20 protein-coding genes and 1 tRNA gene are annotated in these 25,023 nt (G+C 69.2%); 10 read left to right on the plus strand and 11 right to left on the minus strand.

Annotated elements, in window-relative coordinates; all coding sequences use genetic code 11:
* Window positions 1–19: 19 nt before the first annotated feature.
* A complete protein-coding gene (gene pepN, locus QQX02_RS02525; RefSeq protein WP_301141014.1) occupies window positions 20–2,566 on the plus strand; it encodes an aminopeptidase N in 2,547 nt (848 codons plus the stop codon).
* A gap of 24 nt (window positions 2,567–2,590) precedes the next feature.
* Here pepN and QQX02_RS02530 read toward each other — a convergent pair whose 3' ends face one another.
* The 4 genes from QQX02_RS02530 to malQ all read right to left on the minus strand — a co-directional run bounded on the left by QQX02_RS02530 (window position 2,591) and on the right by malQ (window position 9,370).
* Complete coding sequence (locus QQX02_RS02530) at window positions 2,591–3,985, minus strand: APC family permease (protein ID WP_301141016.1); 1,395 nt, start codon at window positions 3,983–3,985, stop codon at window positions 2,591–2,593.
* A 12-nt stretch (window positions 3,986–3,997) separates the two neighbouring features.
* On the minus strand, window positions 3,998–5,695 hold the full coding sequence (locus QQX02_RS02535) for an FAD-dependent oxidoreductase (RefSeq protein WP_301141018.1): 1,698 nt from the start codon (window positions 5,693–5,695) through the stop codon (window positions 3,998–4,000).
* Between the two features lie 29 nt (window positions 5,696–5,724).
* Complete coding sequence (locus tag QQX02_RS02540; protein ID WP_301141019.1) at window positions 5,725–7,077, minus strand: YeeE/YedE family protein; 1,353 nt, start codon at window positions 7,075–7,077, stop codon at window positions 5,725–5,727.
* A 160-nt stretch (window positions 7,078–7,237) separates the two neighbouring features.
* Window positions 7,238–9,370 carry a 4-alpha-glucanotransferase gene (malQ, locus tag QQX02_RS02545; RefSeq protein ID WP_301141020.1) on the minus strand — a complete coding sequence of 711 codons (2,133 nt, stop codon included), beginning with the start codon at window positions 9,368–9,370 and terminating at the stop codon, window positions 7,238–7,240.
* 92 nt (window positions 9,371–9,462) lie between these two features.
* Here malQ and QQX02_RS02550 point away from each other — a divergent pair, with 92 nt between their 5' ends.
* The 6 genes from QQX02_RS02550 to QQX02_RS02575 all read left to right on the plus strand — a co-directional run bounded on the left by QQX02_RS02550 (window position 9,463) and on the right by QQX02_RS02575 (window position 15,615).
* Window positions 9,463–10,548, plus strand: coding sequence for a mechanosensitive ion channel family protein (locus QQX02_RS02550; protein WP_301141021.1), 1,086 nt, complete (start codon window positions 9,463–9,465; stop codon window positions 10,546–10,548).
* 1 nt (window position 10,549) lies between these two features.
* Window positions 10,550–11,005: a globin gene (locus QQX02_RS02555; RefSeq protein ID WP_301141022.1), complete on the plus strand. Its 456-nt coding sequence runs from the start codon at window positions 10,550–10,552 to the stop codon at window positions 11,003–11,005.
* Window positions 11,006–11,030: 25 nt separating this feature from the next.
* On the plus strand, window positions 11,031–11,909 hold the full coding sequence (locus QQX02_RS02560) for an acyl-CoA thioesterase (protein ID WP_301141024.1): 879 nt from the start codon (window positions 11,031–11,033) through the stop codon (window positions 11,907–11,909).
* Between the two features lie 420 nt (window positions 11,910–12,329).
* Window positions 12,330–13,604 carry a quaternary amine ABC transporter ATP-binding protein gene (locus QQX02_RS02565; protein WP_301141025.1) on the plus strand — a complete coding sequence of 425 codons (1,275 nt, stop codon included), beginning with the start codon at window positions 12,330–12,332 and terminating at the stop codon, window positions 13,602–13,604.
* Complete coding sequence (locus QQX02_RS02570; protein WP_301141027.1) at window positions 13,604–14,548, plus strand: ABC transporter permease; 945 nt, start codon at window positions 13,604–13,606, stop codon at window positions 14,546–14,548. Before QQX02_RS02565 ends, QQX02_RS02570 begins: the two co-directional genes overlap by 1 nt.
* Window positions 14,549–14,691: 143 nt before the next feature.
* Entirely contained in the window at window positions 14,692–15,615 is a 924-nt protein-coding gene (locus QQX02_RS02575) for a glycine betaine ABC transporter substrate-binding protein (protein ID WP_301141028.1), read from the plus strand.
* Between the two features lie 257 nt (window positions 15,616–15,872).
* Here the strand turns inward: QQX02_RS02575 and QQX02_RS02580 are convergent, their stop codons facing one another.
* From QQX02_RS02580 to QQX02_RS02605, 6 genes are all read right to left on the minus strand, one after another.
* Complete coding sequence (locus tag QQX02_RS02580; protein WP_301141029.1) at window positions 15,873–16,352, minus strand: acyl-CoA thioesterase; 480 nt, start codon at window positions 16,350–16,352, stop codon at window positions 15,873–15,875.
* Between the two features lie 228 nt (window positions 16,353–16,580).
* Complete coding sequence (gene ettA, locus QQX02_RS02585; RefSeq protein ID WP_301141031.1) at window positions 16,581–18,263, minus strand: energy-dependent translational throttle protein EttA; 1,683 nt, start codon at window positions 18,261–18,263, stop codon at window positions 16,581–16,583.
* Between the two features lie 149 nt (window positions 18,264–18,412).
* Complete coding sequence (locus QQX02_RS02590) at window positions 18,413–18,922, minus strand: single-stranded DNA-binding protein (protein ID WP_301141032.1); 510 nt, start codon at window positions 18,920–18,922, stop codon at window positions 18,413–18,415.
* 185 nt (window positions 18,923–19,107) lie between these two features.
* Window positions 19,108–19,935 (minus strand): pyrroline-5-carboxylate reductase, encoded by an 828-nt coding sequence (proC, locus tag QQX02_RS02595; RefSeq protein WP_301141033.1) that lies wholly within the window; start codon window positions 19,933–19,935, stop codon window positions 19,108–19,110.
* A complete protein-coding gene (locus QQX02_RS02600) occupies window positions 19,932–21,278 on the minus strand; it encodes a GTPase (protein ID WP_301141035.1) in 1,347 nt (448 codons plus the stop codon). Before QQX02_RS02600 ends, proC begins: the two co-directional genes overlap by 4 nt.
* Complete coding sequence (locus QQX02_RS02605) at window positions 21,275–22,864, minus strand: zeta toxin family protein (RefSeq protein ID WP_301141036.1); 1,590 nt, start codon at window positions 22,862–22,864, stop codon at window positions 21,275–21,277. The genes QQX02_RS02600 and QQX02_RS02605 overlap by 4 nt, the downstream gene beginning before the upstream one ends.
* Before the next feature lie 201 nt (window positions 22,865–23,065).
* Here QQX02_RS02605 and QQX02_RS02610 point away from each other — a divergent pair.
* Window positions 23,066–23,138: transfer RNA gene (locus tag QQX02_RS02610), tRNA-Arg, on the plus strand.
* A 111-nt stretch (window positions 23,139–23,249) separates the two neighbouring features.
* Here the strand turns inward: QQX02_RS02610 and QQX02_RS02615 are convergent.
* Window positions 23,250–23,723 (minus strand): MarR family winged helix-turn-helix transcriptional regulator, encoded by a 474-nt coding sequence (locus tag QQX02_RS02615; protein ID WP_301141037.1) that lies wholly within the window; start codon window positions 23,721–23,723, stop codon window positions 23,250–23,252.
* Between the two features lie 78 nt (window positions 23,724–23,801).
* On the opposite strand from QQX02_RS02615, the gene QQX02_RS02620 reads away from it, so the two are divergent.
* Together QQX02_RS02620 and QQX02_RS02625 are read left to right on the plus strand one after the other, a co-directional pair.
* Entirely contained in the window at window positions 23,802–24,521 is a 720-nt protein-coding gene (locus tag QQX02_RS02620) for an SDR family NAD(P)-dependent oxidoreductase (RefSeq protein WP_301141038.1), read from the plus strand.
* 170 nt (window positions 24,522–24,691) lie between these two features.
* Window positions 24,692–25,021, plus strand: a complete 330-nt coding sequence (locus QQX02_RS02625; protein WP_301141039.1) for a PadR family transcriptional regulator — start codon at window positions 24,692–24,694, stop codon at window positions 25,019–25,021.
* Window positions 25,022–25,023: the final 2 nt, after the last annotated feature.

The following is a 25,023-nucleotide window of genomic DNA, read 5'->3' on the forward strand; positions in this document are numbered from 1 at the left end:
TGCGTGAAAAACTGGCCTCATGCTCACCCGCGAAGAAGCAATCGCCCGCGCACGATCAGTCGGCTCCGCAGCTTACGACGTGCACCTGGACTTCACCCCGCCGGGAGACACCTTCCGATCCCTCACGACGGTGACGTTCGAGGCGGAACCCGGCACCACGACGTTCCTCGACCTCGTGGGCGCCGTCCGTCGCCTCGAGGTGAACGGTCGAGTCGCCAACGCCGCCGAGGCACACCACGACGGACGCGTCGCCCTCGTCGACCTCGACGGCGCCACCACCGTGACGGTCGAGGCGGACTGCGACTACCGCACCGACGGCCAGGGCATCCACCGCTTCGTGGACCCCGAAGACGGCAGCGTCTACCTCTACAGCCAATTCGCTGCGGACGACGCACGCCGGGCCTTCGCGTGCTTCGACCAGCCCGACATCAAGGGCACGTTCGCCTTCACCGTGACCGCCCCCAGCGCGTGGACGGTCGTCTCCAACTCCCCCACGCCTGAGCCCGACGCCGTCGAGGGCGAGGAGGCGAACCGCTGGACGTTCGCCCCCACCGTGCCGCTCCCCTGCTACGTGGCCGCCGTCGTGGCCGGACCCTACGCATCGGCCGGCGGGACCCTGACCTCCACCAAGGGCGAGATCCCCGCCCGTGTCTACGGGCGCGCGAACCTCGCCGACCACCTCGACGCCGACGAGATGATCGCCACCGTGCAGGCGGGTCTCACGCTGTTCGAAGACGTCTTCGGAGTCCCGTACCCGTACGAGAAGTACGACCAGATCTTCGTTCCCGAGTACAACCTGGGCGCCATGGAGAACGCGGGCTGCGTGACGTTCTCGGAGGATCGCCTGGTGTTCCGCTCGCGCGCGTCCGATGCGATGCGCGAGTTCCGCACCAACGTCACGCTCCATGAGCTCAGCCACCAGTGGTTCGGCAACCTCGTGACGATGCGCTGGTGGGACGACCTGTGGCTCAACGAGTCGTTCGCGGAGTTCATGGGTGCGTGGGCCACGTCCAAGGTCACGCCGTGGACCGACTCGTGGGTGACCTTCACTGCGGAGCGCAAGTCGATCGCGTACGTCCAGGATCAGCTTCCGACCACGCACCCGATCGTGGCCCAGGTCCTCGACACCGAGGCGACGGTCTCGGCGTTCGACATGATCACGTACGCCAAGGGCGCCTCGGCCCTCAAGCAGTTGGTGGCGTTCGTGGGCGAGGACCGGTTCTTCGCCGGCGTCCACGCCTACCTGACGCGCTACTCGCACGGGAACGCCACGCTCGCGGACTTCCTCGACGAGCTCGAGGAGATCACCGGCCACAACCTCGACGCCTGGGCGGGAGCCTGGCTCGAGACTCCCGGACCGTCGACGCTGCGCCCGGTCATCGAGGAGCGCGACGGGCTGGTCACTGCGCTGTGGATCGCGCAGGACGTGCCCGCGGCCTACCCGATGTACCGTCCGCACCAGGTGCGCGTCGCAGGATACGTGCACGATGCCGCCGCGAGCCGCTTCGACGAGGCGTGGTCCGCCGACGTCACCGTCGACGGCTCGCTCACCGAGGTGCTGTCCGCGGCGGGCGAGGTCCGCCCCGACCTGCTGCTGGTCAACGACCGCGACCTGACGTACGCCAAGATCGTGCTCGACGACGCCTCCATCGCGACGGTGACGGCGCACATCGCGGACCTTCGCGACCCCATGGCGCTGGGTCTGGTGCTGGACGCGCTGTGGCACATGGTCCGCGACGCCCAGCTCCCCGCCGCCACCTACATCGACGCGGTGCTCACAGCACTGCCGGGGATCACCAACTCCGAGACCACGCAGTCGCATCTGCGCACCGTGGTGACCGCGCTGTCACGCTACGTGCCGCCGGCGGCGGCCGCGGCGCAGACGGCCGATGCGGCAGGGCGCCTGTGGGACGTTCTCACCGATGCCCCTGCCGGCTCGGATCTCCAGCTGCAGTCTCTCAAGGGCTTCGCGCGGCTCGCGTCCACGTCCGAGCACGCCGCCCGCCTCGCCGCGCTGGCCGACGGCGACGAGCACCTCACCGGGCTCGACATCGACACCGACCTGCGGTGGGAGCTGTTGGCCGGACTGGCGGCCTGCGGCGAGGACGTCGACAAGCGTTCCGCCGCTGCGCTCGCCGATGACCCGGGCGCCATCGGTCGGCGTCGCGCCGCCGGCGTGAAGGCCGCGCACGCCACTCCGGAGGCCAAGCGGGAGGCGTGGGAGATGCTGGTGCGCCCGGACGCGCCGGTCGCGAACGCCGTCCAGTACGAGGTGGCGCTTGGCCTGGTCCGGGCCGCGGACCCGGATCTGCTGCTCTCGCTCGTCCCCACCATCCTCGATGAGCTCACCGAGTACTACGCGCAGAACGAAGGATTCGTGGGCAAGCGAGTGGCCGCGTACGTGTTCCCGGCGTTCGCGGCAGGCCGGATCGAGGGGCTCGACACCACCCTCGACGAGTGGCTCGCCACGCACGCGGACGCGCCGTCGGTGCTGCGCAAAGTGGTCACCGAAGGGACCGACGAGGTGCGGCGAGCACTGCGCGCGCAGGAGACCGCGGCGGAGTGAGGACGGGCCGGCGGGCCTGGCGCGCTACTCGGTGACGACGGCCGCGAGGGAAGAGGCACCCTGCGGGGCCACCCACAGCCGCTCACCGATCTCGGGGGCATCAGGGTGATGCCGACCGCGCGCAAAGACCACCAGGCCCATGGCCGCCCACACCACCAGCGCGCCCATCGCGGGACCGCTGAGCTGACCGGGTGATCCCGGCCACAGCAGCAACGCGATGAACCCGACTGAGCACGCCAGACCGACCGCAGCGTAGACCCGTTCGAGCGTCACGTTCCCGATCCGGATGCTGATGAAGCACGTGTACGCGTACGCGATCGCGGCGAGCAGCGATGACATGTCGACGATATAGTTAACCGCCTCGCGCCCCGCCCACGGCGCGATCAGGCTCACCCCCAGGATCAGGAGCACGGCCCTGTTCAATACGTGACGATCATCGGTGTGGGCCAGCGACAACGGCAGGAACCGGTTGGACGCAAGCGACGCGATAAGACTGCTCGCGGCGAGCGTGAAGGCACTGATCCCTCCGAGGACCGCGCCCACGAGTGCCACGACCAGCAGCACGAATCCCACGGGACCCACATACTCGGTGACCGCCGCGCCGGTGGCCCAGTCATGCTCGGCGGCCTGCGCGGGCGTGAAGGCGAGCGCCGTCAGCGTGTTCATGCCCGCGTAGAGGACGCACCCGATGACGATGCCGATGACGGCCAGCCGGGTGGCGCGGTGAGGGGGATACGCAAGGTCCCGAGCGACCTGCGCGATGACGTCGAACCCGACGAACAGGAACGGCACGATCGCGACCACCGAGGCCACGTGTGCCCAGTTGATCTGCCAGCCGTCCACGTACGTGGCGACGAACTGGTCAGTGTCGCCGAGCACCAGCATGAGCACGAACAGGATCGCGACATTGATCAGCAGGCTGGAGACCAACACGTTCTCCGTGCGTGAGCTGACCTTGAGCCCTCTCAGGTTCAACCACGCGAAGAACACCATCGTGGCGCTCGCGATCGCGATATCGGTGAGATACACCGGGTAGCCGGCCACGGTGTACAGATACACCTGCGACACGGCGTCGCCCGCGACCAGCTTGATGACCAGCACGAACGCGACTCCGTTGAGCGCGACGATGCTCGTGTACGTCAGCATCAGCGCCCAGCCCACGATGAAGCCGTGGCCGCGCCCCAGGAACCGTGCGGCGTACGCCGCCTCGCCTCCGTGATCCACGTGGCGTTCGAACATGTGGTGGTATCCGCGCTGAATGAACATCACGGCGATGCCGCCGATGGCGAAGCCGATCGCGGTGTCGATCACGCCCGAGCCCGACAGGAACCGGGTGCCGGGCAGCACGAATGAACCCCAGCCGATGATCGCGCCGACCACGAGCGCGATGGTGTCGATACGGGACAGGCGTGGTGTCATCGTGCGCTCGCTCTAGTTGAAGTTGTACTCCGAGATGAGGGAGTCGCGGCCGGTGACCTGATCGGTGAAGTACTCGTGGTTGCAGAACCCCAGGAACGACCCGCCGATGTTGACGGCGTTGGGGAAGCCCAGCTGGTTGAGGGCACGCACCACGTTGTAGGAGCGCTGGCCGATGCGGCAATGGACATAGAAGGGCTCGTCGCGCGGGAACTCGTCGAGGCGCTCACGGAACTCGCTGAGCGGGATGTTCAGCGCGCCCTTGATGTGCCCCGCGGCGTACTCGTGCGGCTCGCGCACGTCGACGATGGTCGCGTCCTCCTCGACGATGAGTCGCCTGACGTCCCCGATCGTGACTTGGCTGTACACCTTGTTGAGGATGTTGAGTCCCACCAGCGCCGCATTGTTGACCACATCCTTCGCCGTCGAGTACATCGGCGAGTAGCAGAGCTCGAGGTCGCGCATGTCCTCCAGCGTGCCTCCCATCATGATGAGGGTGGCGATGACGTCGACGCGCTTGTCGACGTTGCCGGGGCCTACGGCCTGGGCTCCCAGGATGCGACCCGTCGGGACCTCGAAGAGAAGCTTGACGTGCATCGCTGCGGAGTCCGGCATGAGCCCCACCATGTCGTCACCGATGATGTACACCTTGTCGAACGACATGTTCTCGGCACGACACTCATCCTCGGTGAGCCCGGTCGACGCCGCCGTCTGCTCGAACACGCGCACCACTGCGGAGCCGATGACGCCCGTCTGACGCTGCGACATTCCGTAGATATGGTCCGCTGCGGCCCTCGCCTGGCGTTGGGCGGGTCCGGCCATCGCGAGACGGCTGGGCTTGTGGGTCAACTGGTTGAAGACCTCGATCGCGTCTCCCACGGCGTAGATGCTGGAGTCGCTCGTGCGGTAGTGACCGTCGACGACGATTCCCCCGGTGGTGCCGATCTGCAGCCCGGCCTCGACGGCCAGCGTGGTCTCAGGGCGCACGCCGATCGCCATCACGACCGCTTGACCCGCATAGGAGGCTCCGGACTGCACGGTGACCGAGTCCTCGCCGACCTTGGTCAGCGCATCGTTCAGCACCAGCCGGACACCACGGTCGTGGAGCTCGCGGTGCAGCAGCTGCACGATGTCGCTGTCGAGGCGCATCATCACGCGATCACGCATCTCGACCATGGTGACCTTCTTGCCCGCCAGGACCAGATTCTCGGTCACCTCGAGCCCGATGTACCCGCCGCCGACCACCACGACGTCCGTGACATGCGGCTGGTCGATGTGCTTCTTCAGACGGTCGATGTCCACCACGTCGCGCACGGTGAAGACGTGCGGCGCGTCAGCGCCGGGAATCGTCGGGCGCAGCGGCACTGCTCCAGGCGACAGCACGAGGACGTCGTAGGCCTCGTGGTAGGAGTCCCCGGAGTCAAGGTTGGTCACCGCGATGGTCTTCGCCACGCGATCGATGCTCGTCACCTCGTTGCGGACGCGCGCCTCGATGTTGTACCGCGCGGCGAAGATCGCCGGAGTGGACAGCACCAGGGAGTCTGAGTCGGGAACGATGCCGGACAGGTGGAACGGCAGCGCGCAGTTCGAGAATGAGACGTCCCGGCCGCGATCCAGCACCAGGATCTCGGCGCTCTCGTCCAGACGGCGGCAACGGGCGGCGACCGACATTCCGCCCGCCACTCCTCCGACGACGATGATCTTCTTGGGCATGATGGCCTTTCTTGTCGTCTCGAGCGCGGCTACACGAAGTTCTTGGGCAGCTTGTACGGATTCCTGTCGATGATGTTGACCTTGCCCGCGAAGTACTTCAGGGCGCCGAGCGCACCTGCCCACAGGGCGATGCCGAAGATCCAGCCTGAGAGCGACAGGTTGCCGATGCCCGAGTACAGCGCACCGATGTTGCAGCCGTGAGCGAGACGCGCACCGATGCCCATCAGCAGTCCGCCGAGCATGTAGATGCTGACGTCGCGCACGTTGAAGCGCCGGTTCCAGGCGAAGCGGCTCGCGAGGAGCAGCGCCACGGCCGCCCCGAGGATGATGCCCACGTTGCGCACCCCCACCCCGGAGTTGATGATGCCGGCGTCAACGGCCTCGTTGGCCTTCGCGAACGCGGGGTGAGTGAGGTCGATGCCCACGAGGTTGAGCGCCCAGATGCCCCACTCGGCGAAGACGCCCGTGACGCCCCAGCTCTTCTTGGTGGTGACCAGGATGAACAGGAACATGAACGCCAGCAGCACGCCACCGGTGACGAAGCTCCACCGCGTGCGGATCAGCGTGTGGAACGTGCGGGCGCTGAAGAACTTGTAGGGCTCGTCGGCGGGTTGCTCGGGGAGCTCTTTCTCGTCCGCGCTCCACTCCTCGACCGCATAGAGCCCCTGCGACTTGCGCCGCTGCTCGTACCAGCGGGTGAGCCCGTAGATGGCCAGCAGGCCGGCCAGCGTGAGCGCGACCGCGCCGAGGTAGCCCAAGGAATCGGGCAGGTAGATCCGTGTGCCCCAGGTGCCGAGCGACGACTTCTCGAACTCGAACGTCATCCACACTCCGATCACGGAGCCGACGATGAACATGGGGAGTGAGAACACGACGCGCACGGCACCTTCGCCGAAGTCAGACAGCGTTCCGGAGGCACAGCCGCCCGCCATGATCATCCCGGCGCCGAACAGCAGGCCGCCGACGACGAGGCCCAGGCCGATGAAGCCGACGTTCTGGGTGCCGGGGATGACAGCGTCGCCCTCCGCCGCGACGGACGCGGCAACCGCGCCTCCCTCAGCAGCGGCCCAATGGATCCCTGCCGCGAACACCGATGCGAGAGCGAAGGTGATGACGAGGGCCTTCGTGAGGCTGCCTTCTCCCGTCATCCAGATGCGCTTCACGCCACCGGCATAGCCGAAGCGGGAGCGCGTCAGGATGTACCCCAGCGCGAGGCCGGTGATCATGAAGAGGGTGAACTGGCTGGCGCTGTCGGCGAGCGGCAGGCCGATCGCGAACGCCGCGACGAGCACCGCGAGCCCGATCCACACTTGAGTGCTCGGCCTCACTTTGGGCAGAGGCAACATGGTGCGGTCGATGATGCCGCGGGTGGTGTTGGCCATGGTTCACGCGTCCTTGCGTTCTGCAGTGCGCGGGATCCGGGACCCGTGAGGCCCTGAAGGGGCGCCACTGCGAACCTAGGGGCCGAATGGAGGGATGCCTGGGCCCAAGGTCCCCCCCGCGTGCCGGGGCCCGTGCGCGGCCGGCGACGCGCCCCAGCCTCTAGCGCCGAGCGCTCCGCACGGCCTCCAGCAGCCGCTGCAGCCGGGGGTGGTCGAACAGGTCGTCGAGCAGCACGGCCTGGCCATTCGAGTCCGCCAGCGGCACCTGCCAATTGGGGTACTCGGTGTGCGTGCCGGGGTGGTTCTGCGAGCGCCGCTCCCCCACGGCATCGGCCAGGGACACGGCCGTGAGGAGCGCGGGCGAGTGCATGGCGAGCGTGTGGACGCCGGCGACGAGGTCGTCCTCGTTCCAGTCCTCGATCATCCAGTCGCGCTCGCGGAGGTACGCGACGAGCGAGTCGCGCTGGCGATCGGACTCTGCCTTCTCGGCGCCGGCGTCGCCGGCCAGAAGACCGAGCCGACGCCGCACCTCGATGTGCTCGCCCGCAAGGAACGCCGCCGTGGGCGGAAGGTCGTGGACGGTGACGGAGACCAGCGCATCGGCCCGGTAGCGCTCCGGTGGCGTGGGCGAGCCGTCCGACTGCTTCTCGAACAGCGCCACGACGGTGCCGAGCAGGCCCCGGTGGTTGAGGTAGTCGGAGACCCACGGCTCGAGCGTGCCGAGGTCCTCGCCGATCACGATGGTGCCCGCACGGTGCGCCTCGAGAGCGAGGATGCCGATCATCGCATCGTGGTCGAACTGGATGTACACGCCGTCATCGGGACCGTGGCCGTCCGGGATCCACCACTGGCGGAACAGCCCCAGGATGTGGTCGACGCGCAGCGCCCCGGCGTGACGCACGGCGGCCCGCACCACGTCGCGGAACGGCAGGTATGCGGCGGCCTCGAGGGCGCGCGGCTGCCACGGCGGCTGCGACCAGTTCTGGCCGTGCTGGTTGTACATGTCCGGCGGGGCTCCCACGTTCATGCCCGTCGCGAGCACGCGGCCCAGCGACCAGGAGTCGGCGCCGTGCGGGTGCACGCCCACCGCGAGGTCCGTCATGATGCCGATCGACATGCCGGCCTCGACCGCATCGGCCTGCGCGCGCGCCAGCTGCTCGTCGGCGACCCACTGCAGCCACGCGTAGAACAGCACGCGCTCGCTGTTCTCCTCGCGCCACGCCTCGATGGCTGGCGAACGGGGGTTCGAGAACTCCTCCGGCCACGGCAGTCCCTTGTGCGCCTCGGAGATCGCGCACCAGGTGGCGAACTCCTCCAGGGCGGCGCCCTCGCGCAGGCAGAAGGCCTCGAAGCGGGCCTGACGGGCCGCCGACCGCGGCGCCTCGAACACCTTCTCGAGTGCCGGAGCCTTGGCACGCCACGACGCGTCGCGGTCCAACAGGTCCACCTCGGTGTTGGCGCGGCGCGGCCGCTCGGACTCCCACTCGATGACGGCGCGCTGCTGCGACGGCACGTACGCCACCTCGGGGATGTCCTCGATGCGGATGTAGAGGGGGTTCAGGAATCGGCGCGACGTGGGCAGGTACGGGGACGGCTCCATCGGTGGCACCGGCTCGCTGGCGTGCAGCGGGTTGATGAGCATGAAGTCGGCGCCCTCGCGGATGGCCGCGAGCGCGCACAGGTCGCCCAGGTCGGCGAAGTCGCCGATGCCCCAGGAGCGCTCGGAGCGCACCGAGTACAGCTGGGCCGCGAGACCCCACGGCCGATCGCGTCGGATCTGGTCGGGAACGGAGATGCGCTCGGGGGTGACCACGACCCAGCCACGGGCGCGCTTGCCCGTGGTGCCCGCGTGAAGCCGGTGCCACCCGAGCGGCAGGTCAGCGGGAATCTGCACGGTCGCGCGGCCCACGTCGCGGTGGTCGATCCGTCGGGGCGGGGTGTAGACGTCGAGCTGCGCGACCTCGCGGGCCTCGCCGCTCTCGAGGACGAGGCTGGCAGTCACGGGCTCGCCATGGGGCACGTGCACCGGGACCTGCACGCTCTGACCCTCGATCACTACGGTGATGGGCGGCACCATGCGCCGCCACGGCAGGTCCTCGAGATCCGCGAGCGAACGCTCGCACGTGTCGTCGTCGCGCGCGTCGACCCCCATGGACGCAAGCGCCGCGCGGATCGCTGCGGGCGAGCACGGCACGCGGTAGCCGTTCCACGCCGTGTAGTCGACCGAGACCCCGCAGGCGCGCGCGAGCGCTGAGAGGGCGGGCGTGGGCAGCGGTCGGTCGGCGTCAGTCACGTGCCCATCCTGCCAGGTTGCGCCGCACGCTCGAAAGGCACAGCACGGCCGATGCGCGGACCACGGCCCGCGCGATGGTTACCCTGGGAGGCGTGCTGCATCTGACGACCGACCCCGACACGACGACCGCCCCTGGTGATGACCTGCCCACGGGCGAGGAACTGGGGGAATGGCTGAGCGACGTGTCACAGAACCTGATCGGCTTCGGCATCATGCTGGTAGTGGTCCTCGTCCTGTGGTTCGTGGGACGCGCCGCGATCAACGGGTTCACCCGAGCGATGGAGCGCGGGGCGCCGCTGACCGACGCCCGTGCCCGCCGGGCGCTGTCGAAGGCGCGCATCAAGCTTCCGGATCCTGACACGATCGAGGAGCGGCTGGAGGCCGAGCGGCGTCGACAGCGCGCCGGCACTCTGCGCAGGGTGCTCAAGTCCGCACTCGCTGTCGTTCTCATTCTGCTCGTGCTGATGACCGGACTGGCCGTGGTGGGCGTGCCCGTGGGGCCGATGCTCGCATCGGCCGGAATCCTCGGCGTCGCGCTCGGCTTCGGAGCCCAGTCGCTGGTCAAGGACATCCTCTCCGGCACCTTCATGCTGATGGAGGACCAGTACGGCGTGGGCGACGTGGTGGACCTGGGCGAGGCGACCGGCGCGGTCGAAGAGGTGGGACTGCGGTGCACGCGGCTCCGATCGCTCGACGGCACCGTCTGGTACGTCCCCAACGGCGAGATCCGTCGCGTCGGCAACATGACTCGCATGTGGAGCCGCGCCATGATCGAGGTGCGCTTCGCCTACGACACGGACGTCGAGGCCGCACGTCAGGCCATGATCGACGCCGTCCTGGCCGCCAAGCGGGAGCGCGAGGAGGTCGCCGCGGCGTTGTTGGGCGAGCCCGAGGTCGCGGGCATCGAGTCGCTGGAGTACAACGCGATCATGCTGCGCCTCATGTGCCAGGTGAACCCCGCCACCCAGTGGGACGTGCAGCGCGAGGTGCACCGCCAGATGCGCAGGCTGTTCGCCGAGCGCGGGATCTCGCTCGCGGTGCCCGGCGAGGCGATGATGTTCGACTCGAAGGCCAACCCGGACAAGGTGCTACTGCACGACTCCGCTCGTCCGGGGTCCGACACCGCCCCCAAGGGCGAGGACGGCCGCCCGCTTCCCCCCTCGAATGACGAGGACTGACATGACCACGCCAGGAATGAACGTCGGGGCCGGCGCGCCCCAGGCCGAGGGCCAGAGCTTCTACGACGCCGTGGGCGGCCACGCGACCTTCGAGCGGATCGTCCGCCGCTTCTACGCGGGAGTCGCCGAGGACCCGGTGCTGGCGCCCATGTACCCCACAGACGACATGGAGGGCGCGACCCAGCGGCTCACGATGTTCCTCGAGCAGTACTGGGGCGGCCCCACCACCTACTCGGACCAACGCGGCCACCCCCGCCTTCGCATGCGGCACCAGCCCTTCCACGTCAACCCCGAGGCGCGCGACCACTGGATCGCGCTCATGCGGGACGCCGTCGCATCGGCCGACCTCGCGCCGTTGCACGCGGTCACGCTGATGGACTACCTCGAGCGGGCCGCCCACTCGATGATCAACACGTTCGAGCCCACGCCGGCCCCCGAGTCCGGCCAGCACGACTAGTCGAAACCGAATCTGAGGAGCACTGATGGACCACGTCGAGGACATCTGGGCCAAGGAGGCCGTCGCATCCGGGATGGCCGTGCTCGACCTCCGCAGGCTGGGCGAGACCGAGTTCGAGGGCGACTCGCTGCCGATGCCCGGCGGTCGCGCGTACGGCGGGCAGGTGCTCGCGCAGGCGCTCCTGGCCGCCGGTCACACCGTCGACGACGCGCGGCCGATGCACTCGATGCACGGATACTTCCTGCGACCCGGCGACGCGTCGCGCCCCATCACCTTCGAGGTGGAGAACCTGCGCGACGGCCGCTCCTTCTCGGCTCGGCGCACCCACGCCTTCCAGGACGGGAAGCCGATCCTGTCGATGATCGCCTCGTTCCAGCTGCCCCAGCACGGGCCAGAGCACGCCGTGAGCATGCCCGAGGTGCCGGGGCCCGATGCGGTGGTCTCGTCCGTCGACATCCTCGCGCCCTTCGTCGGCGACGCACGGGCGGACTACTGGCTCAAGCGCACGCCGTTCGACCTGCGCCACGTCGAGGGCTCGCTGCTGCTCCAGCCGGACAAGCGACCCAAGCAGTACCAGACCACCTGGATCCGGCTGCGCCGGCCGATCGAGGGCTCGGACCTGCTGCACCGCGCGCTGCTGGCGTTCCAGTGCGACCAGGTGATGCTCGAGCCGCTGCTGCGCCGCCACGGCGCGTCGTGGATGACGCCTGGCCTGAACTTTGCGAGCCTGGACCACGCGATGTGGTGGCACCGCCCCGCTCGCGCCGATGAGTGGCTGCTGTACGTGCAGGACGCTCCGACGGCCCAGGGTGGCCGCGGTCTCGGCGGCACATGGGTGTTCTCTGAGGACGGACGCCTCGTGGCGTCGGCGTCGCAGGAGGGCATGATCCGCATGCCGGAGTGACGCCTCCGGAAGGCCTCGTGGCGCGGTGGAGCGACACGGACCGGACTTTTCCGACTCGATCTCAACCCTTTACCAAAACGTGACCATGACCGACCGAGGCCATGTTTAGCAGGCATGTTGCCGCCGTACTCAGCCCGCGCATCGGCCCTCCTCCGCCCCACCGTTTGAGATTCCCCCCGCGGGGTTGATAGCGTCGAGTAGCCGTTTCGGGGTCCGCGTCAGTCGCGACCGAAGCGCCAATGACCAGCCCAGGCCTCATGGCTGCGCCCGAACGTGGAGCGCGCCCTGGCGGCGAGCGATGGCGACGGCACCACGTCGTTGCCACGCGGGCCCGTGACTGCCGTACGACGGCTGCGAGTCCCCTCGTCCCACCGAGTCCTCCAACGACGCCCGTGTCACCACGGGGAGCTGAGGTAACGAGTGAACGACAGCATCGCCTTGCGCGCTGACGGACTGTACAAGGTCTTCGGGAAGCATCCCGACGACGCCGTGCGGCGCCTTCGTGACGGCGCCTCGCGAGACGACCTCGGCGGCGCCACCGCCGCCGTGATCGACGCCTCCTTCGAGGTCAAGCGCGGCGAGATCTTCGTCGTCATGGGCCTCTCCGGCTCCGGAAAGTCGACCCTGATCCGCACGCTCAACGGCCTTCAGCCGGCGACCGCGGGCACCGTCCAGATCGGCGACGACTCCATCACCGACGCGAGCACGTCGCACCTGCGGGACCTGCGGCGCCACCGGGTGTCGATGGTGTTCCAGCACTTCGCGCTGCTCCCCCACCGCACCGTGATCGACAACGTCGCGTACGGCCTCGAGATCCAGGGCAAGTCGCGCGACGAGCGCCTGCGTCGGGCCCGCCAGGTCACCGACATCGTGGGCCTGGCCGGCTGGGAGGAGAAGTTCCCCTCGCAGCTGTCCGGTGGAATGCAGCAGCGCGTGGGCCTCGCCCGGGCGCTCGCCGCGGACACCGACGTGCTGCTCATGGACGAGGCGTTCTCCGCTCTCGACCCGTTGATCCGGCGCGAGATGCAGGATCAGCTCCTGGAGCTCCAGTCCGAGCTGAACAAGACCATCGTGTTCATCACCCACGACCTCAACGAGGCCATGTACATCGGCGACCGGATCGCGGTCATGCGTGACGGCCGCATCGTGCAGATCGGCTCGCCCGAGGACATCCTCACCAACCCGGCGAACGACTACGTCGAGCAGTTCGTGCAGGACGTGGACCGCACCAAGGTGCTGACCGCCGAGTCGGTCATGCGCAAGCCCCGCGTGGTCATCCACGAGAGCGGAGGCCCGCACGCCGCCCTCGCCACCATGCGCGACGAGCAGATGTCCGCGGCCTACGTCACCAAGCGCGACCGGACCCTCGTGGGCTGGGTGCGCGACCGCGACGTCCTGGACCTGGTGCGCAGCGGCGAGAAGTCGCTCACCCCCGCGATCAAGACCGACCACGGCGCCGTCGGGACGGACACCCCGCTGGCCGACCTGTTCATCCCGTCGCTCGAGGCCGCGCTTCCGCTCGGCGTCGCCGACGACCGCGGCCGCCTGGTGGGGGTCATCCCCCGCGTGACCCTGCTCGCCACTCTGGGCGGTGAGCCCGAGGCCGCATCGTCCGCGATTCCGCGCGTCGACCCGCTGCCCACCTCGGTGGTCGACAAAGTGCTCGGCTCCACCACGACGAAGGGAGGCGTGTGATGGACTTCCGCATCCCCGTCGGCAACTGGATCAATGAGGGTCTCGAGTGGATCGAGATCAACCTCGAAGTCTTCTTCGAAGGCATGCGCTCCACCTTCAAGGGCATGTATGACGGCATGGACTGGCTGTTCTCCTCGCCGCCTACTCTCGCCATCATCGCGGTTCTCGCGCTCGCGGGATTGTTCGCACGCGGCTGGAAGTTCGCGATCGGCGTCACCGTGGGCCTGCTGTTCATCGTGAGCGTCGGCCAGTGGGACAACGCGGTCGACACGCTCGCGCTGGTGATCGTCGCCGCGTTCATCGCCATCGCCCTCTCGATTCCGCTGGGCATCTGGGCCGCGCGCAACGACACCGTGTCCGCGATCCTCAAACCCATCATGGACTTCCTGCAGACGATGCCCGCTTTCGTCTACCTCATGCCGGCGCTCGCGCTGCTGCGGGTGGGCGTCGCTCCTGGCATCTTCGCGACCATCCTGTTCGCGATGGCGCCGGGCGTGCGGCTCACCGAGCTGGGCATCCGTGGCGTGGACAAGGAAGTGGTCGAGGCCGGTCAGGCCTTCGGCGCCTCCCCGCGTCGCATCCTCCGCCAGATCCAGCTGCCCCTCGCGATGCCGTCGATCATGGCCGGCATCAACCAGATCATCATGCTGTCGCTCTCGATGGTCGTCATCGCCGGCCTCGTCGGCGCGGGCGGCCTGGGTGGCGACGTCGTGCGGTCGCTGAGCTCGCTCGACTACCCGCTCGGCTTCGAGGCCGGTCTCGCAGTCGTCGTGCTCGCCATCATCCTCGACCGCTTCACCGGCTCGTTCGGTCAGGGACTCGGCATGTACGCGTGGCTGCGCAACCGCCACAGTGCGAAGAAGACCGAGGACGAGCTGGCTCGCCTCGAGGCGATGGCCGCCCAGGACGACGAGCCGCACCTGATGACTGGCGCGAAGGCCTGACCCCACCCCCGCATCGGCGTGATGCCGACGCGACCACCACAGACCTCGCGGCCGTTCCCCCAACGGTCGCGCGCATCGGGCCGTACGACACGGCCAGGGATGCTCACGGCGGCGGAGATTCCGCACGCTGGGAAAGGAAACATATGTTCAAGCGCACTGCCACCGTTTTCGCGGTGACTGCAGCTTCGGGCCTCGTTCTCGCCGGCTGCTCGTCGGCCGATGACGACGCCGCCGAGGAGACCACCGACGGCTCGACCGCTGCGGGCGAAGAGACTGACGCCGCCGCGGGCGGCGACCTCACGCTGGCCGTCTTCAACGGCTGGGACGAGTCCGTCGCCACCTCCCTCCTGTGGGAGGCCGTGCTCGAGGAGCAGGGCTACAACGTCGAGCTCGAGTACGCCGACCCGGCCCCGGTCTTCCAGGGCGTGGCGGACGGCGACTACGACATCGTCACCGACGTCTGGCTGCCGCTCACGCACGAGTCCTACGTCGAGGAGTTCGGCGACGACATGGAGGAGCTGGGTGCATGGTTCGACTCGGCCGCCCTCACCATCGCCGTGAACTCCGATGCTCCCGTCGACACCATCGCGGAGCTCGCTGACAGCGCCGACGAGTTCGACAACCGCATCGTCGGCATCGAGCCCGGTGCCGGCCTGACCGCCGCCACCGAGGGCGCCATCGAGACCTATGGCCTGGAGGGCATGGAGTTCATCACCTCCTCGACCCCCGCCATGCTGCAGGAGCTCGACACCGCCACGTCGAACGGCGAGAACATCGTCGTGACGCTGTGGGAGCCGCACTGGGCCTACGGCGCGTACGACATCAAGAACCTCGAGGACCCCGAGGGCGCCATGGGCGAGGCCGAGGAGATCGTGACCTACGGTCGCACCGGCATCACCGAGGAGTTCCCTGACGTCGCCGAGTGGTTCAGCAACTTCACGATGGACGCAGAGCTGCTCTACGACCTCGAGAACAAGCTGAACGACGCCGACGAGTCCGAGTTCGAGACCGTCGTCGCCGACTGGATCGCTGAGAACCAGGAGTGGGTCGACTCGCTCACCGCGTAAGTCTCGCCTGCTTCATCGAGAGCGCCGGCTGCCCTTCGGGGTGGCCGGCGCTTTCGCGTTCCCCACTCCCCTGTCCGGCACTCATTGTCGGGTCTGGCCCGTGGCGACGCTCTGTCCGGCACTCACCGTCGCACCACCCCCGCGCCATCCCCGCCTTGGCGCCCCAGCGGGCGCTGAGTGTCGCTGTGAGGCGATCCGCGGATCGTTCAGGACCGTGAGTGTCGCCCGACTCCCCGACCACCGGCCGATGCGCGGGCTCAGCGCTTGCGGAACTGCACCGGGTCCTCGACGTGCGGCCCCCAGGCGGCGCGCTCGTCCTCCGTCAGCCGGCGCGGGCGCTGCGACTCCGCGTCGATCAGCACCAGCGTGGTCGACGCGCGCGCGAAGATCTGCTGCTCCTCCGCCCCGATCGGCGAGCACACCTCGTAGCAGATCTCGATGCTGGCTCCGCCGAGCCGACCGATCCACAGCTGGACATCGAGGGGACGGCGCAGAAACGGCACAGGCGCGAGGTACTCGATCTGCAGGCCGGCGATGAGGGTAATGGTGTCCGCTCCAGGACCGCCATCGATCACCGCAGTGGAGGTGATATCCCCGCCTTCCCCAGCCCCCGCATCGGCCCAGAAGACCCGAATGCGCGCTTCCTCGAGCAGCCGTAGCATCTCGGCGTTGTTCACGTGGCCGTAGGCGTCGAGATCGGACCAGCGCAGCGAGATGGGGACGTGGATGCGGCTCATGGCGTCACGGTAGCGGCCCGACGACACTGAGTGCCCGCCAGGATGTCGCGAGCCGCGAGAACCGACGCACACCGTCCTCTACCGCGCTCAGGAAGAGACGGGCGGCGCGGCCTAGGCGACAGTCAGTGCCGGATAGGGCGTCGCCACGCCCCACAGGCGACCATGAGTGCCGGACAGGAGACGACGACGCCCCCGGCACCTCGCGGCACCGGGGGCTGTCGAATCGCGTCAGTCGCGCGTGAGCTTGCGGTAGGTCACGCGGTGCGGGCGGGCCGCATCGGCACCCAGACGCTCGACCTTGTTCTCCTCATACGCCTCGAAGTTGCCCTCGAACCAGTACCAGTTGGCCGGGTTCTCGTCGGTGCCCTCGTAGGCGAGGATGTGGGTCGCGACGCGGTCGAGGAACCACCGGTCGTGAGAGACCACCACGGCGCAGCCGGGGAACTCGAGGAGCGCGTTCTCGAGCGAGCCGAGCGTCTCGACGTCCAGGTCGTTGGTGGGCTCGTCGAGGAGCAGGACGTTGCCGCCCTCCTTGAGCGTGAGCGCGAGGTTCAGACGGTTGCGCTCTCCACCGGACAGCACGCCGGCGGCCTTCTGCTGGTCGGGCCCCTTGAATCCGAACGCGCCCACGTAGGCACGCGACGGCATCTCGACGTTGCCCACCTTGATGAAGTCCAGACCGTCGGAGACGACCTCGAACAGCGACTTCTTGGGGTCGATGCCGCCGCGGCTCTGGTCGACGTAGCTGACCTTGACGGTCTCGCCGATCTTGAGGTCGCCGCCGTCGAGCGGCTCCAGGCCGACGATGGTCTTGAACAGCGTGGTCTTGCCCACGCCGTTGGGGCCGATCACGCCGACGATGCCGTTGCGCGGCAGCGAGAAGGACAGGCCGTCGATGAGCGTGCGGTCGCCGAACCCCTTGTTGAGGTCCTTGGCCTCCAGCACCAGCGAGCCCAGACGCGGGCCCGGCGGGATCTGAATCTCTTCGAAGTCGAGCTTCTTGGTGCGCTCGGCCTCGGCGGCCATCTCCTCGTAGCGACCCAGGCGGGCCTTGGACTTGGTGCGCTTGCCCTTCGCGTTGGAGCGCACCCACTCGAGCTCCTCCTTGAGGCGCTTGGACAGCTTGGCGTCCTTCTTGCCCTGAACGGCCAGGCGCTCCTGCTTCTTCTCGAGGTACGTCGAGTAGTTGCCCTCGTAGGGGTAGAGGTGGCCGCGGTCGACCTCGCAGATCCACTGCGCGACGTGGTCCAGGAAGTACCGGTCGTGAGTGACGGCCAGCACCGCGCCGGAGTACTTCGCGAGGTGCTGCTCGAGCCACAGCACGGACTCGGCGTCAAGGTGGTTGGTGGGCTCGTCGAGCAGCAGGAGGTCGGGCTTCTCGAGCAGCAGCTTGCACAGCGCCACGCGCCTGCGCTCACCACCGGACAGCACCGAGACGTCGGCGTCCGCTGGCGGGCACCGGAGTGCATCCATCGCCTGCTCGAGCTGGCTGTCGAGGTCCCACGCGTCGGCGTGGTCGAGCTCCTCCTGCAGAGTGCCCATCTCGGCCAGCAGCGTGTCGTAGTCCGCGTCGGGGTTCGCCATCTCCTCGGAGATCTGGTTGAACCGGTCGAGCTTGCCCTTGATCTCGGCCACGCCCTCTTCGACATTGCCGAGGACGGTCTTCTCTTCGTTCAGCGGCGGCTCCTGGAGGAGGATGCCCACCGTGTACCCGTCGCTGAGTCGGGCCTCGCCATTGGACGGCTGCTCGAGCCCCGCCATGATCTTGAGGATCGTCGACTTTCCGGCTCCGTTGGGGCCGACCATGCCGATCTTCGCGCCTGGGTAGAACGACATCGTGACGTCATCGAGGATGACCTTGTCGCCGTGCGCCTTGCGCGTCTTGTACATCGAGTAGATGAACTCTGCCACTGCAACTCCGTGAGATCTTTGGGTGGCGCCGATGCGCCTGCTGACATGCCTCCACCAGCCTACGCGGTCTGCGCTCACCGCCTCACGGGAGCAGGGGACGGCGGAGCCCCGCGCGCCGACGAGGGGTTGTCGACGCGCGGGGAGTCTGGTCACACCAGTGCCGCTGGTCGCCCGTCGACCTCCTCCTCGGCATCCTCACTGTCCTGCGCCGGGTCCGCGATCGTCTCCGTGTCGTCGTCGGGAATCGAGTCGACCGGCTCCTCCTCCGGCGCCTCGTCCTCGCCGCCGGAGACGACCGCGCGCGTGAAGGTCGCGAGGCCCTTGGTGAGGTCGTGGCCCACGCACGTGGCGTCGAGCTGCAGGCCCCAGTGCGTCACCTTCTGCGCATCGGTCCACTCGTTCGTGCGCAGCCGTCCCTCGACGATCACCGGCTGTCCCGTGCGGACCGACTCCGCGACGAGCCGCGCGCTGTCGCGGAACACCCGCACCGTGAACCACTCCGTGTTGCCGTCGGTCCACTTGTCGGTGCTGCGGTCGAAGTACCGCGCCGTCTGCGCGAGCCTGAACGTGCACATGGGCGGCCCCTCCCCGTCCCGCGTCACCACCAGCCGCGGGTCGGTGGCGACCCACCCGGTCACCGTCATGGTCAGATCCTTCATGCTGCCTCCTCGACTCGTGCCGCTGTCTGCGGCTGATCCCAGGCTGACCCGATGCGGCGTCGGCGCGCCTCGGCACGAGGCGAATGTGGTGGAGGGTGCGCGCGCACGCGGACGTGTGGACAGCGCGCGCCAAGCACGGCGGGCAGATCCACGGTGGCCGCGGCAGCGGCCGAGAAGCGGACGGCTCAGCCGCGACCGAGCTCGCGAGCACGCGCGGTCGCGGCGCCCACCCCCGCGGCGAGCGCCTCGGCCAGCCCGTGCTCCACGAAGGCCCCCAGCGCGGCGGCGGTCGATCCCCCCGGGCTCGTGACCTCGACTCGCAGGTCGCCGGGCTCACGGCCGGTCGACTCGAGGTACGCCACCGCTCCCCCGATCATCGCGGGCACCATGCGCGCCGCCTGCTCGGGCGACAGCCCCTGCGAGACCGCGGCCTCCCTCATCGCCTCGATCACGGCGTACACATAGGCGGGACCCGAGCCGACCACGGCGGAGAAGGCGTCGATGAGGTCTTCGTCCAGCTCCTCGACAGCGCCCGTCGGCGCGAACAACTCGTGCACCCGCGCGTTCGTCCCCGCTGGCGCCCCGGGCGCGACCGCGAACGCCGTCACCCCACGCCCCACCGCCACAGGCGTGTTCGGCATCGTCCGCACCAGCGCGGCGCCCGCGGGAAGCACCGACGCCAGGTCCGCGAGCCGCACACCGCCCGCGACGGACACGACGAGCGCGCCCGGCGCGAGTGCATCGGCGATCTCCCCCGCCAGTGCCACGATCGCGTGGGGCTTGACTCCCAGCACCACCACGTCGGCCTCGGCGACGGCGTCCACATTCGCGGACGGCACGTCAGCGACGGGGACATGCGAGACGTGCGTGAGCCCGTCCGCCCACGCGGGACGGGAGGAACCCGTGGTGAGTCGCAGCTCCGGTGCGGGGTCGAGCGACGCCCATCGCTGCGCCAACGCGCCGGCCATGTTCCCGGCCCCCAGCACCGCGATCACGCGGTGGTGCGAGCTCACGCGGCGCCCTCCTGGTCGAGCTCGGTGAGCTCATCGAGCGCCCGGTACGCCTGGTGAATGGTCTCGGTGGGCTCCAGCACGGCGGGCAGCACCTCGCGCCTGACAGCGGCACGTCCCACCTCGAGCGTGCGCCTGCGCGCGGACGATGCGGCGGCGGCCTTCCCGAACAGTGCTCGCCACCCATGCACCGGCTCGATCGTCGGCCAGTGCGCGTCCTCGAGCGACTCCTCGATGCGGCGCGCCAGGTCGGAGGCGCCCTCGACGGCCTCGGAGACCACCCGTCGCCACGCGACCGGGAGTCCTTCGGTCGCGGCGTCGATCCAGTCGAGACGCTCGCGCTCGACGGTGTGCACCGGCGCTCGCCACGTGGTGCTCAGTTCTCCGTGAGCGCCTCGCGCCCGCGCGGCCGCAGCATCGGCCCTGGCATCGACGCCCGCGGCGCGAGCGAGCGCGGCGACCAGCTCGTCGACATCGGGCAGCTGCGGGTCGGCATCCTTCGCCAGCGCCCCCGCGAGCGAGCGACCGGCGCTGACCAGATCCGACCGCACCGCCTCGGCGGCGACGGTGCGCGCGGACACCGCGCCCGCCAGCTCGGCGCGCAGGATGTCCAGACCGTGCCCTGTGCGAGCGGACACCGGCATCACCGGCACCTGCGTCATGCCGTCAACCGCGAGCAGGCGCTGCAGATCACGCGCCACGGCCCAGGCGTCCTCGGTGGACAGCCGGTCCACGTGATTCAGCACGACGAGGGACGGCCGGTCCCGTTCGGAGGCAGCCTTGAGATAGAACTGATGAAGCGCGTGGTCCGCGTACTTCTGCGGGTCGACCACCCACAGCAGCAGGTCAGCCATCGGCACGATGCGGTCCACGATCTCGCGGTTCGCCGCGTTGATCGAGTCGTGGTCGGGCAGGTCGAGCAGCACCATGCCGGACAGCGTCGCCTCGTCGTCGGAGTCGAGCTGGTCGATCTCCCGCCCGAGCCGCCGATCAGGTGACACCTCGAGCCAATCGAGCAGCGCATCGGCCCTGTCCCCCCACACCGCCGCGCTCACGTGCGACGTGGTGGGGCGGGCGACGCCCGGCACAGCGAACTCGCGTCCGACGATCGCGTTGAACAGGCTGGACTTCCCCGACCCCGTGCCGCCGGCGAGCGCGACCACCGTGAAGTCGACTCCCATCGCGAGCCGCTGGTCGCACCGTTCGATGGTCGCGCGCACCTCCTCGCGCACACCGGAGGGAATCGCCTCGGACGCCCACTCCATCGACGAGCGCAGCCGCGCCACCCGCTCGACGAGCACCGTCGTCTCGGAGGGCGGCTCGACGTGCTCGAACTGGATGCTCACATCAGGCCCCTGAGCTCGGCGCGACGCAGGCGCACCGAGGATGAGGCCTCGGGCAGCAGCGAGGTGACGTCGGTGGGACGCATCATGTCGAGCGCCTCGCGGTTGATGCAGTACCGGCGTGCGCCGGTGAGCTCCGCACGCGACAGATGGAGGACGTCGCCCAGGCTGGGGGTGACGAGGGTGCCCAGCAGCATGCGCGCCGGCTCGACGCCCAGCGCGGCCGATGCGAGGGTTGCCGCGAGCCCGTCCTCACCGAGCACCTCGGCGCCTCGGGAGGCGCCCGGCAGGCGCATCACCTGCTCACGGATCTTGGACAGCCACGCGCGGGTCGCGTCGGCGGCGCGACGCTCGCGCATCACGCGTGCGTCGCGCGGGTCCCGCTGTGCCGCGAGCCACCGGCCGGGCGACTCGTCCCCATGAGTCAGCGCCGTGACCATGGCCTCGGACGCGGTGTCGGCGTCGCGGGCGAGGGTCGCCTCGACGGCCTCGATCACCTCGATCTCGATCACGCGCAGCGCCTCGTCGCGCAGCTCGCGGGCGCTGCGACGCTTCACCCAGGCGCTGTTGCGCAGCTTGTGAAGAGGCCCGCCCTCGGCGCACGCGGTGTCCCAGCGCGCCTCGAGAGAGCCGGTCGGGACGGCCTTGTACCAGGCGTCCCCGCCTGCGGCCTCGGCCCGGGCCGCGCATCGGCGCACCTCGGATCGGACCTCCTTGGCAGCCGCGGCCTGGTCGTCCATGCGCTCGGCGAGGGTCTCGAGCCACTCCTTGAGAGACTCGGTGGCGCCGTGCATGGTGCGCTCGACGATGGTCGCGGCCGAGGCTGCGGCGACGCCCTCGAGCCACCGGCCCAGGCCCCCCACGACGTCGTGGGGCAGGCGCGCGCCACCCTCGGTGTCCTCGGGGATCACGAACAGCGGCAGCGCCTCCAGCGACTCGCTCGCCAGCCGGTCCACGAGCTCGCGCCGCACCTGGGCCGCGACGTCGACCGTCACTCGGTTCAGCACCATGGCGATGGATGCGCCGCGCTCGGCGCCGCGGCGAAGCGCCTCCCACGGCACCGCGTCGCCGTAGCGGGCGGCGGTGGTGACGAAGATCCACAGGTCCGCGGCTTCGAGCAGCTGCTCGGCGACGAGGCGGTTCTCGCCGCGCACCGAATCAAGGTCGGGAGAGTCGATCAGCGCAAGCCCGCGAGGCACGGCCTCGGTCGCGATCACCTTGGCCTCGTGCGCGATCGAGCTCAGCACATCGGCGTCGAGGGGGTGGTGGAACACGTGCGGCACCTTGGTGGTCGGGCGCAGCACGCCCGACGCCGTGAGCTGCTCGTCGAGCAGCGCATTCACCACCGTGGACTTGCCGGCTCCGGTCGACCCTGCCACCACCACGATGGCGGGCGACGCCTCTTCACGCACGCGCGGGATGAGGTGGTGATCGAGCTGGTCGAGCATGTGCGCGCGCAGCTCACGGGTGCTCTCGGCGTCGCCCAGCGGGATCGGCAGCTCGATGCCCGCCACGACGTCGCGGGTGTCCACAAGAGCGTCGAGGAGCGCGCCGGGATGCGACCATGTCTTGATCGGCCGGATCGTCATGCCGGTACGGTCCCTCCTCCTCGCGCAGGCGTGCCGCGAGCGCAGTGATCAGGTTACCGTGCCCACGTCCCGCGCCTCACATCGTCAGGCCTGGTTCCGCCCCATAACGCGAGCGCGGACGGCCGATGCGCGGGCGGGCCCGCTTTTCCGGGCGGCGAGGGTGCCAGTACGCTGGGGATTCGTGCCTCGCGCACGCCCGTCGCCCTCGTAGCTCAATGGATAGAGCAACGGCCTTCTAATCCGTAGGTTGCAGGTTCGAGTCCTGCCGGGGGCACCGTCGCTCTCCCCGTCCCCTTCCCCCTGTCCGGCGCTCATGGACCCCTGCCGCGCGCATCGGCCCCCTGTCCGGCAGTGGTGGTCGGGCCGTGGACGGAACGGTCCCGACTCAGAGCCTGAGCTTGGCGAGCAGGTCCTGCAACAGTTCCAACTCGTCATCGGTCAACGACTGGATGGCGCCGTCGTCGGCCTCCAGCACCTTGTCCACCACCCGCTCCACCAAGGCGCGACCGGCAGGGGTGAGCGCCACCAGCACGGTGCGCCCCTGCTCCGCAGGACGCCGCCGCACCAGGTCGCTGCGCTCCGCTCGCGCGATGCGCTGGGAGATCGCCCCGGCCGAGACAAGCGTCTGCTCGGCGAGTTCGCGCGTGGAAAGGGTGTACCCAGGCCCCGACCGTCGCAGGGTGCTCAGCAGGTCCAACGTGGCGGCGTCGACGCCGAGCTCGTGGAGGACGCGCTCGCGTTCGCGTTGCAGCTGCCGCGCCGCGCGCTTGATCGCAGAGACCACCGTGATCGATCGAGTCGACGTCTCCGGACGCTCCTGCCGCCATGCTGCGGCGATCTGATGCGGCGAGATTCCCATCCTGACCCCCTCCCCTTGATCCTCGGAAGTTTCTATGTTTAGGTCTAAACGTAACGCATCACGACGGAAGGACACACCATGGGCAGGGAAGTACTGGTCACCGGCGGCAGCGGTGGGATCGGGTTCGCCATCGCGCAGGCATTCGCCGACTCAGGCGACGCCGTGACGATCACGGGTCGCGATCACGATCGGCTCCAGGCCGCAGGTGAGCGCATCGGCTCGCGCGTCGCCGTCGTCGATGCGGGCGATCCGGAGGACATCGCTTCGCTGCCTGGACTCTTCCCCGACGGCATCGACGTCATCGTGAACAATGCCGGAGGATTCGTAGGGTCGGCCGCGACGGCCACATCGTCGGTGCTCGATCACCAGCGACACTGGCTGGCGACCTTGAAGACCAACCTGCTGGGAGCGGTGCTCACCGTCATCTCCCTCGAGGAGAAGCTCCGCCGCGGTGGCTCGGTCGTGAGCATCGGATCGATCGGCGCCGAGTATGCGGCCAACGCGTATTCCACGGCCAAGGCAGGACTCGCGGCCTGGAACGCCGGCGTATCCGAGCGTCTGGGTGCGCGAGACATCACCGCGAACATCGTCTCGCCCGGCTTCATCGATGGCACCGACCTGTTCGGCGGACGGATGAGCGATGACCGACGCGCCCGACTCGTGGACCGCACGCACGTCAAGCGAGCCGGCCGCCCTGCCGATGTCGCCGCACTGGTGACCTTTCTCGCTTCGGAGCAGGCGCGCCACATCACGGGACAGACCCTTCATCTCAACGGTGGAGCCCACACCACCCGCTGAGCGGATCGACTGCGCGCCGCGCGTCCAGGGGCGCCCTGCCTCGCTCTCGGCCGCCGACTGCGTGGGTGGCAGCTCCAGTCCGCTTCGCGCATCGGCCCTCTTGCGCTCTCGCTATTCAGCGTTACTATGTACTGGTAGTAAGCATCACTGAGTACTAGCGAGAGGCGGCCATGGGCAAGCAGATGACGGAGATGCTCAAGGGCACTCTCGAGGGCCTCGTCCTCGCGATCCTGGCCGTGAACTCGGCGTACGGATACGAGATCACGGCACGGCTGCGGGAGCAGGGCTTCGCCGACATCGCTGAGGGAACCGTGTACGCCCTGCTCGTCAGGGTCGAGCAGCGCGGCCTCGTCGACGTCGAGAAGGTGCCGTCGGAGAAGGGTCCGCCGCGCAAGGTGTACTCACTCAACGCTCGAGGCGCCGAGTACCTCGACGACTTCTGGAGGACGTGGAGCTTCCTCTCGGATCGACTCGCACAGCTCCGCAACGAAGGGAAGTAGTC

Origin of the sequence: Demequina muriae (assembly GCF_030418295.1) — a bacterium.
In the GTDB taxonomy this organism is placed as follows: domain Bacteria; phylum Actinomycetota; class Actinomycetes; order Actinomycetales; family Demequinaceae; genus Demequina; species Demequina muriae.

Excerpts from the sequence above, each read along its gene's own strand:
- QQX02_RS02620 (WP_301141038.1), top strand. The coding sequence starts at position 23,802 with ATGGGCAGGGAAGTACTGGTCACCGGCGGCAGCGGTGGGATCGGGTTC.
- QQX02_RS02605 (WP_301141036.1), bottom strand. The coding sequence starts at position 22,864 with ATGACGATCCGGCCGATCAAGACATGGTCGCATCCCGGCGCGCTCCTC.
- QQX02_RS02625 (WP_301141039.1), top strand. The coding sequence starts at position 24,692 with ATGGGCAAGCAGATGACGGAGATGCTCAAGGGCACTCTCGAGGGCCTC.
- QQX02_RS02575 (WP_301141028.1), top strand. The coding sequence starts at position 14,692 with ATGTTCAAGCGCACTGCCACCGTTTTCGCGGTGACTGCAGCTTCGGGC.
- QQX02_RS02590 (WP_301141032.1), bottom strand. The coding sequence starts at position 18,922 with ATGAAGGATCTGACCATGACGGTGACCGGGTGGGTCGCCACCGACCCG.
- pepN (WP_301141014.1), top strand. The coding sequence starts at position 20 with ATGCTCACCCGCGAAGAAGCAATCGCCCGCGCACGATCAGTCGGCTCC.
- QQX02_RS02555 (WP_301141022.1), top strand. The coding sequence starts at position 10,550 with ATGACCACGCCAGGAATGAACGTCGGGGCCGGCGCGCCCCAGGCCGAG.
- QQX02_RS02580 (WP_301141029.1), bottom strand. The coding sequence starts at position 16,352 with ATGAGCCGCATCCACGTCCCCATCTCGCTGCGCTGGTCCGATCTCGAC.
- QQX02_RS02530 (WP_301141016.1), bottom strand. The coding sequence starts at position 3,985 with ATGACACCACGCCTGTCCCGTATCGACACCATCGCGCTCGTGGTCGGC.
- QQX02_RS02560 (WP_301141024.1), top strand. The coding sequence starts at position 11,031 with ATGGACCACGTCGAGGACATCTGGGCCAAGGAGGCCGTCGCATCCGGG.
- QQX02_RS02615 (WP_301141037.1), bottom strand. The coding sequence starts at position 23,723 with ATGGGAATCTCGCCGCATCAGATCGCCGCAGCATGGCGGCAGGAGCGT.
- QQX02_RS02540 (WP_301141019.1), bottom strand. The coding sequence starts at position 7,077 with ATGGCCAACACCACCCGCGGCATCATCGACCGCACCATGTTGCCTCTG.
- QQX02_RS02570 (WP_301141027.1), top strand. The coding sequence starts at position 13,604 with ATGGACTTCCGCATCCCCGTCGGCAACTGGATCAATGAGGGTCTCGAG.
- QQX02_RS02535 (WP_301141018.1), bottom strand. The coding sequence starts at position 5,695 with ATGCCCAAGAAGATCATCGTCGTCGGAGGAGTGGCGGGCGGAATGTCG.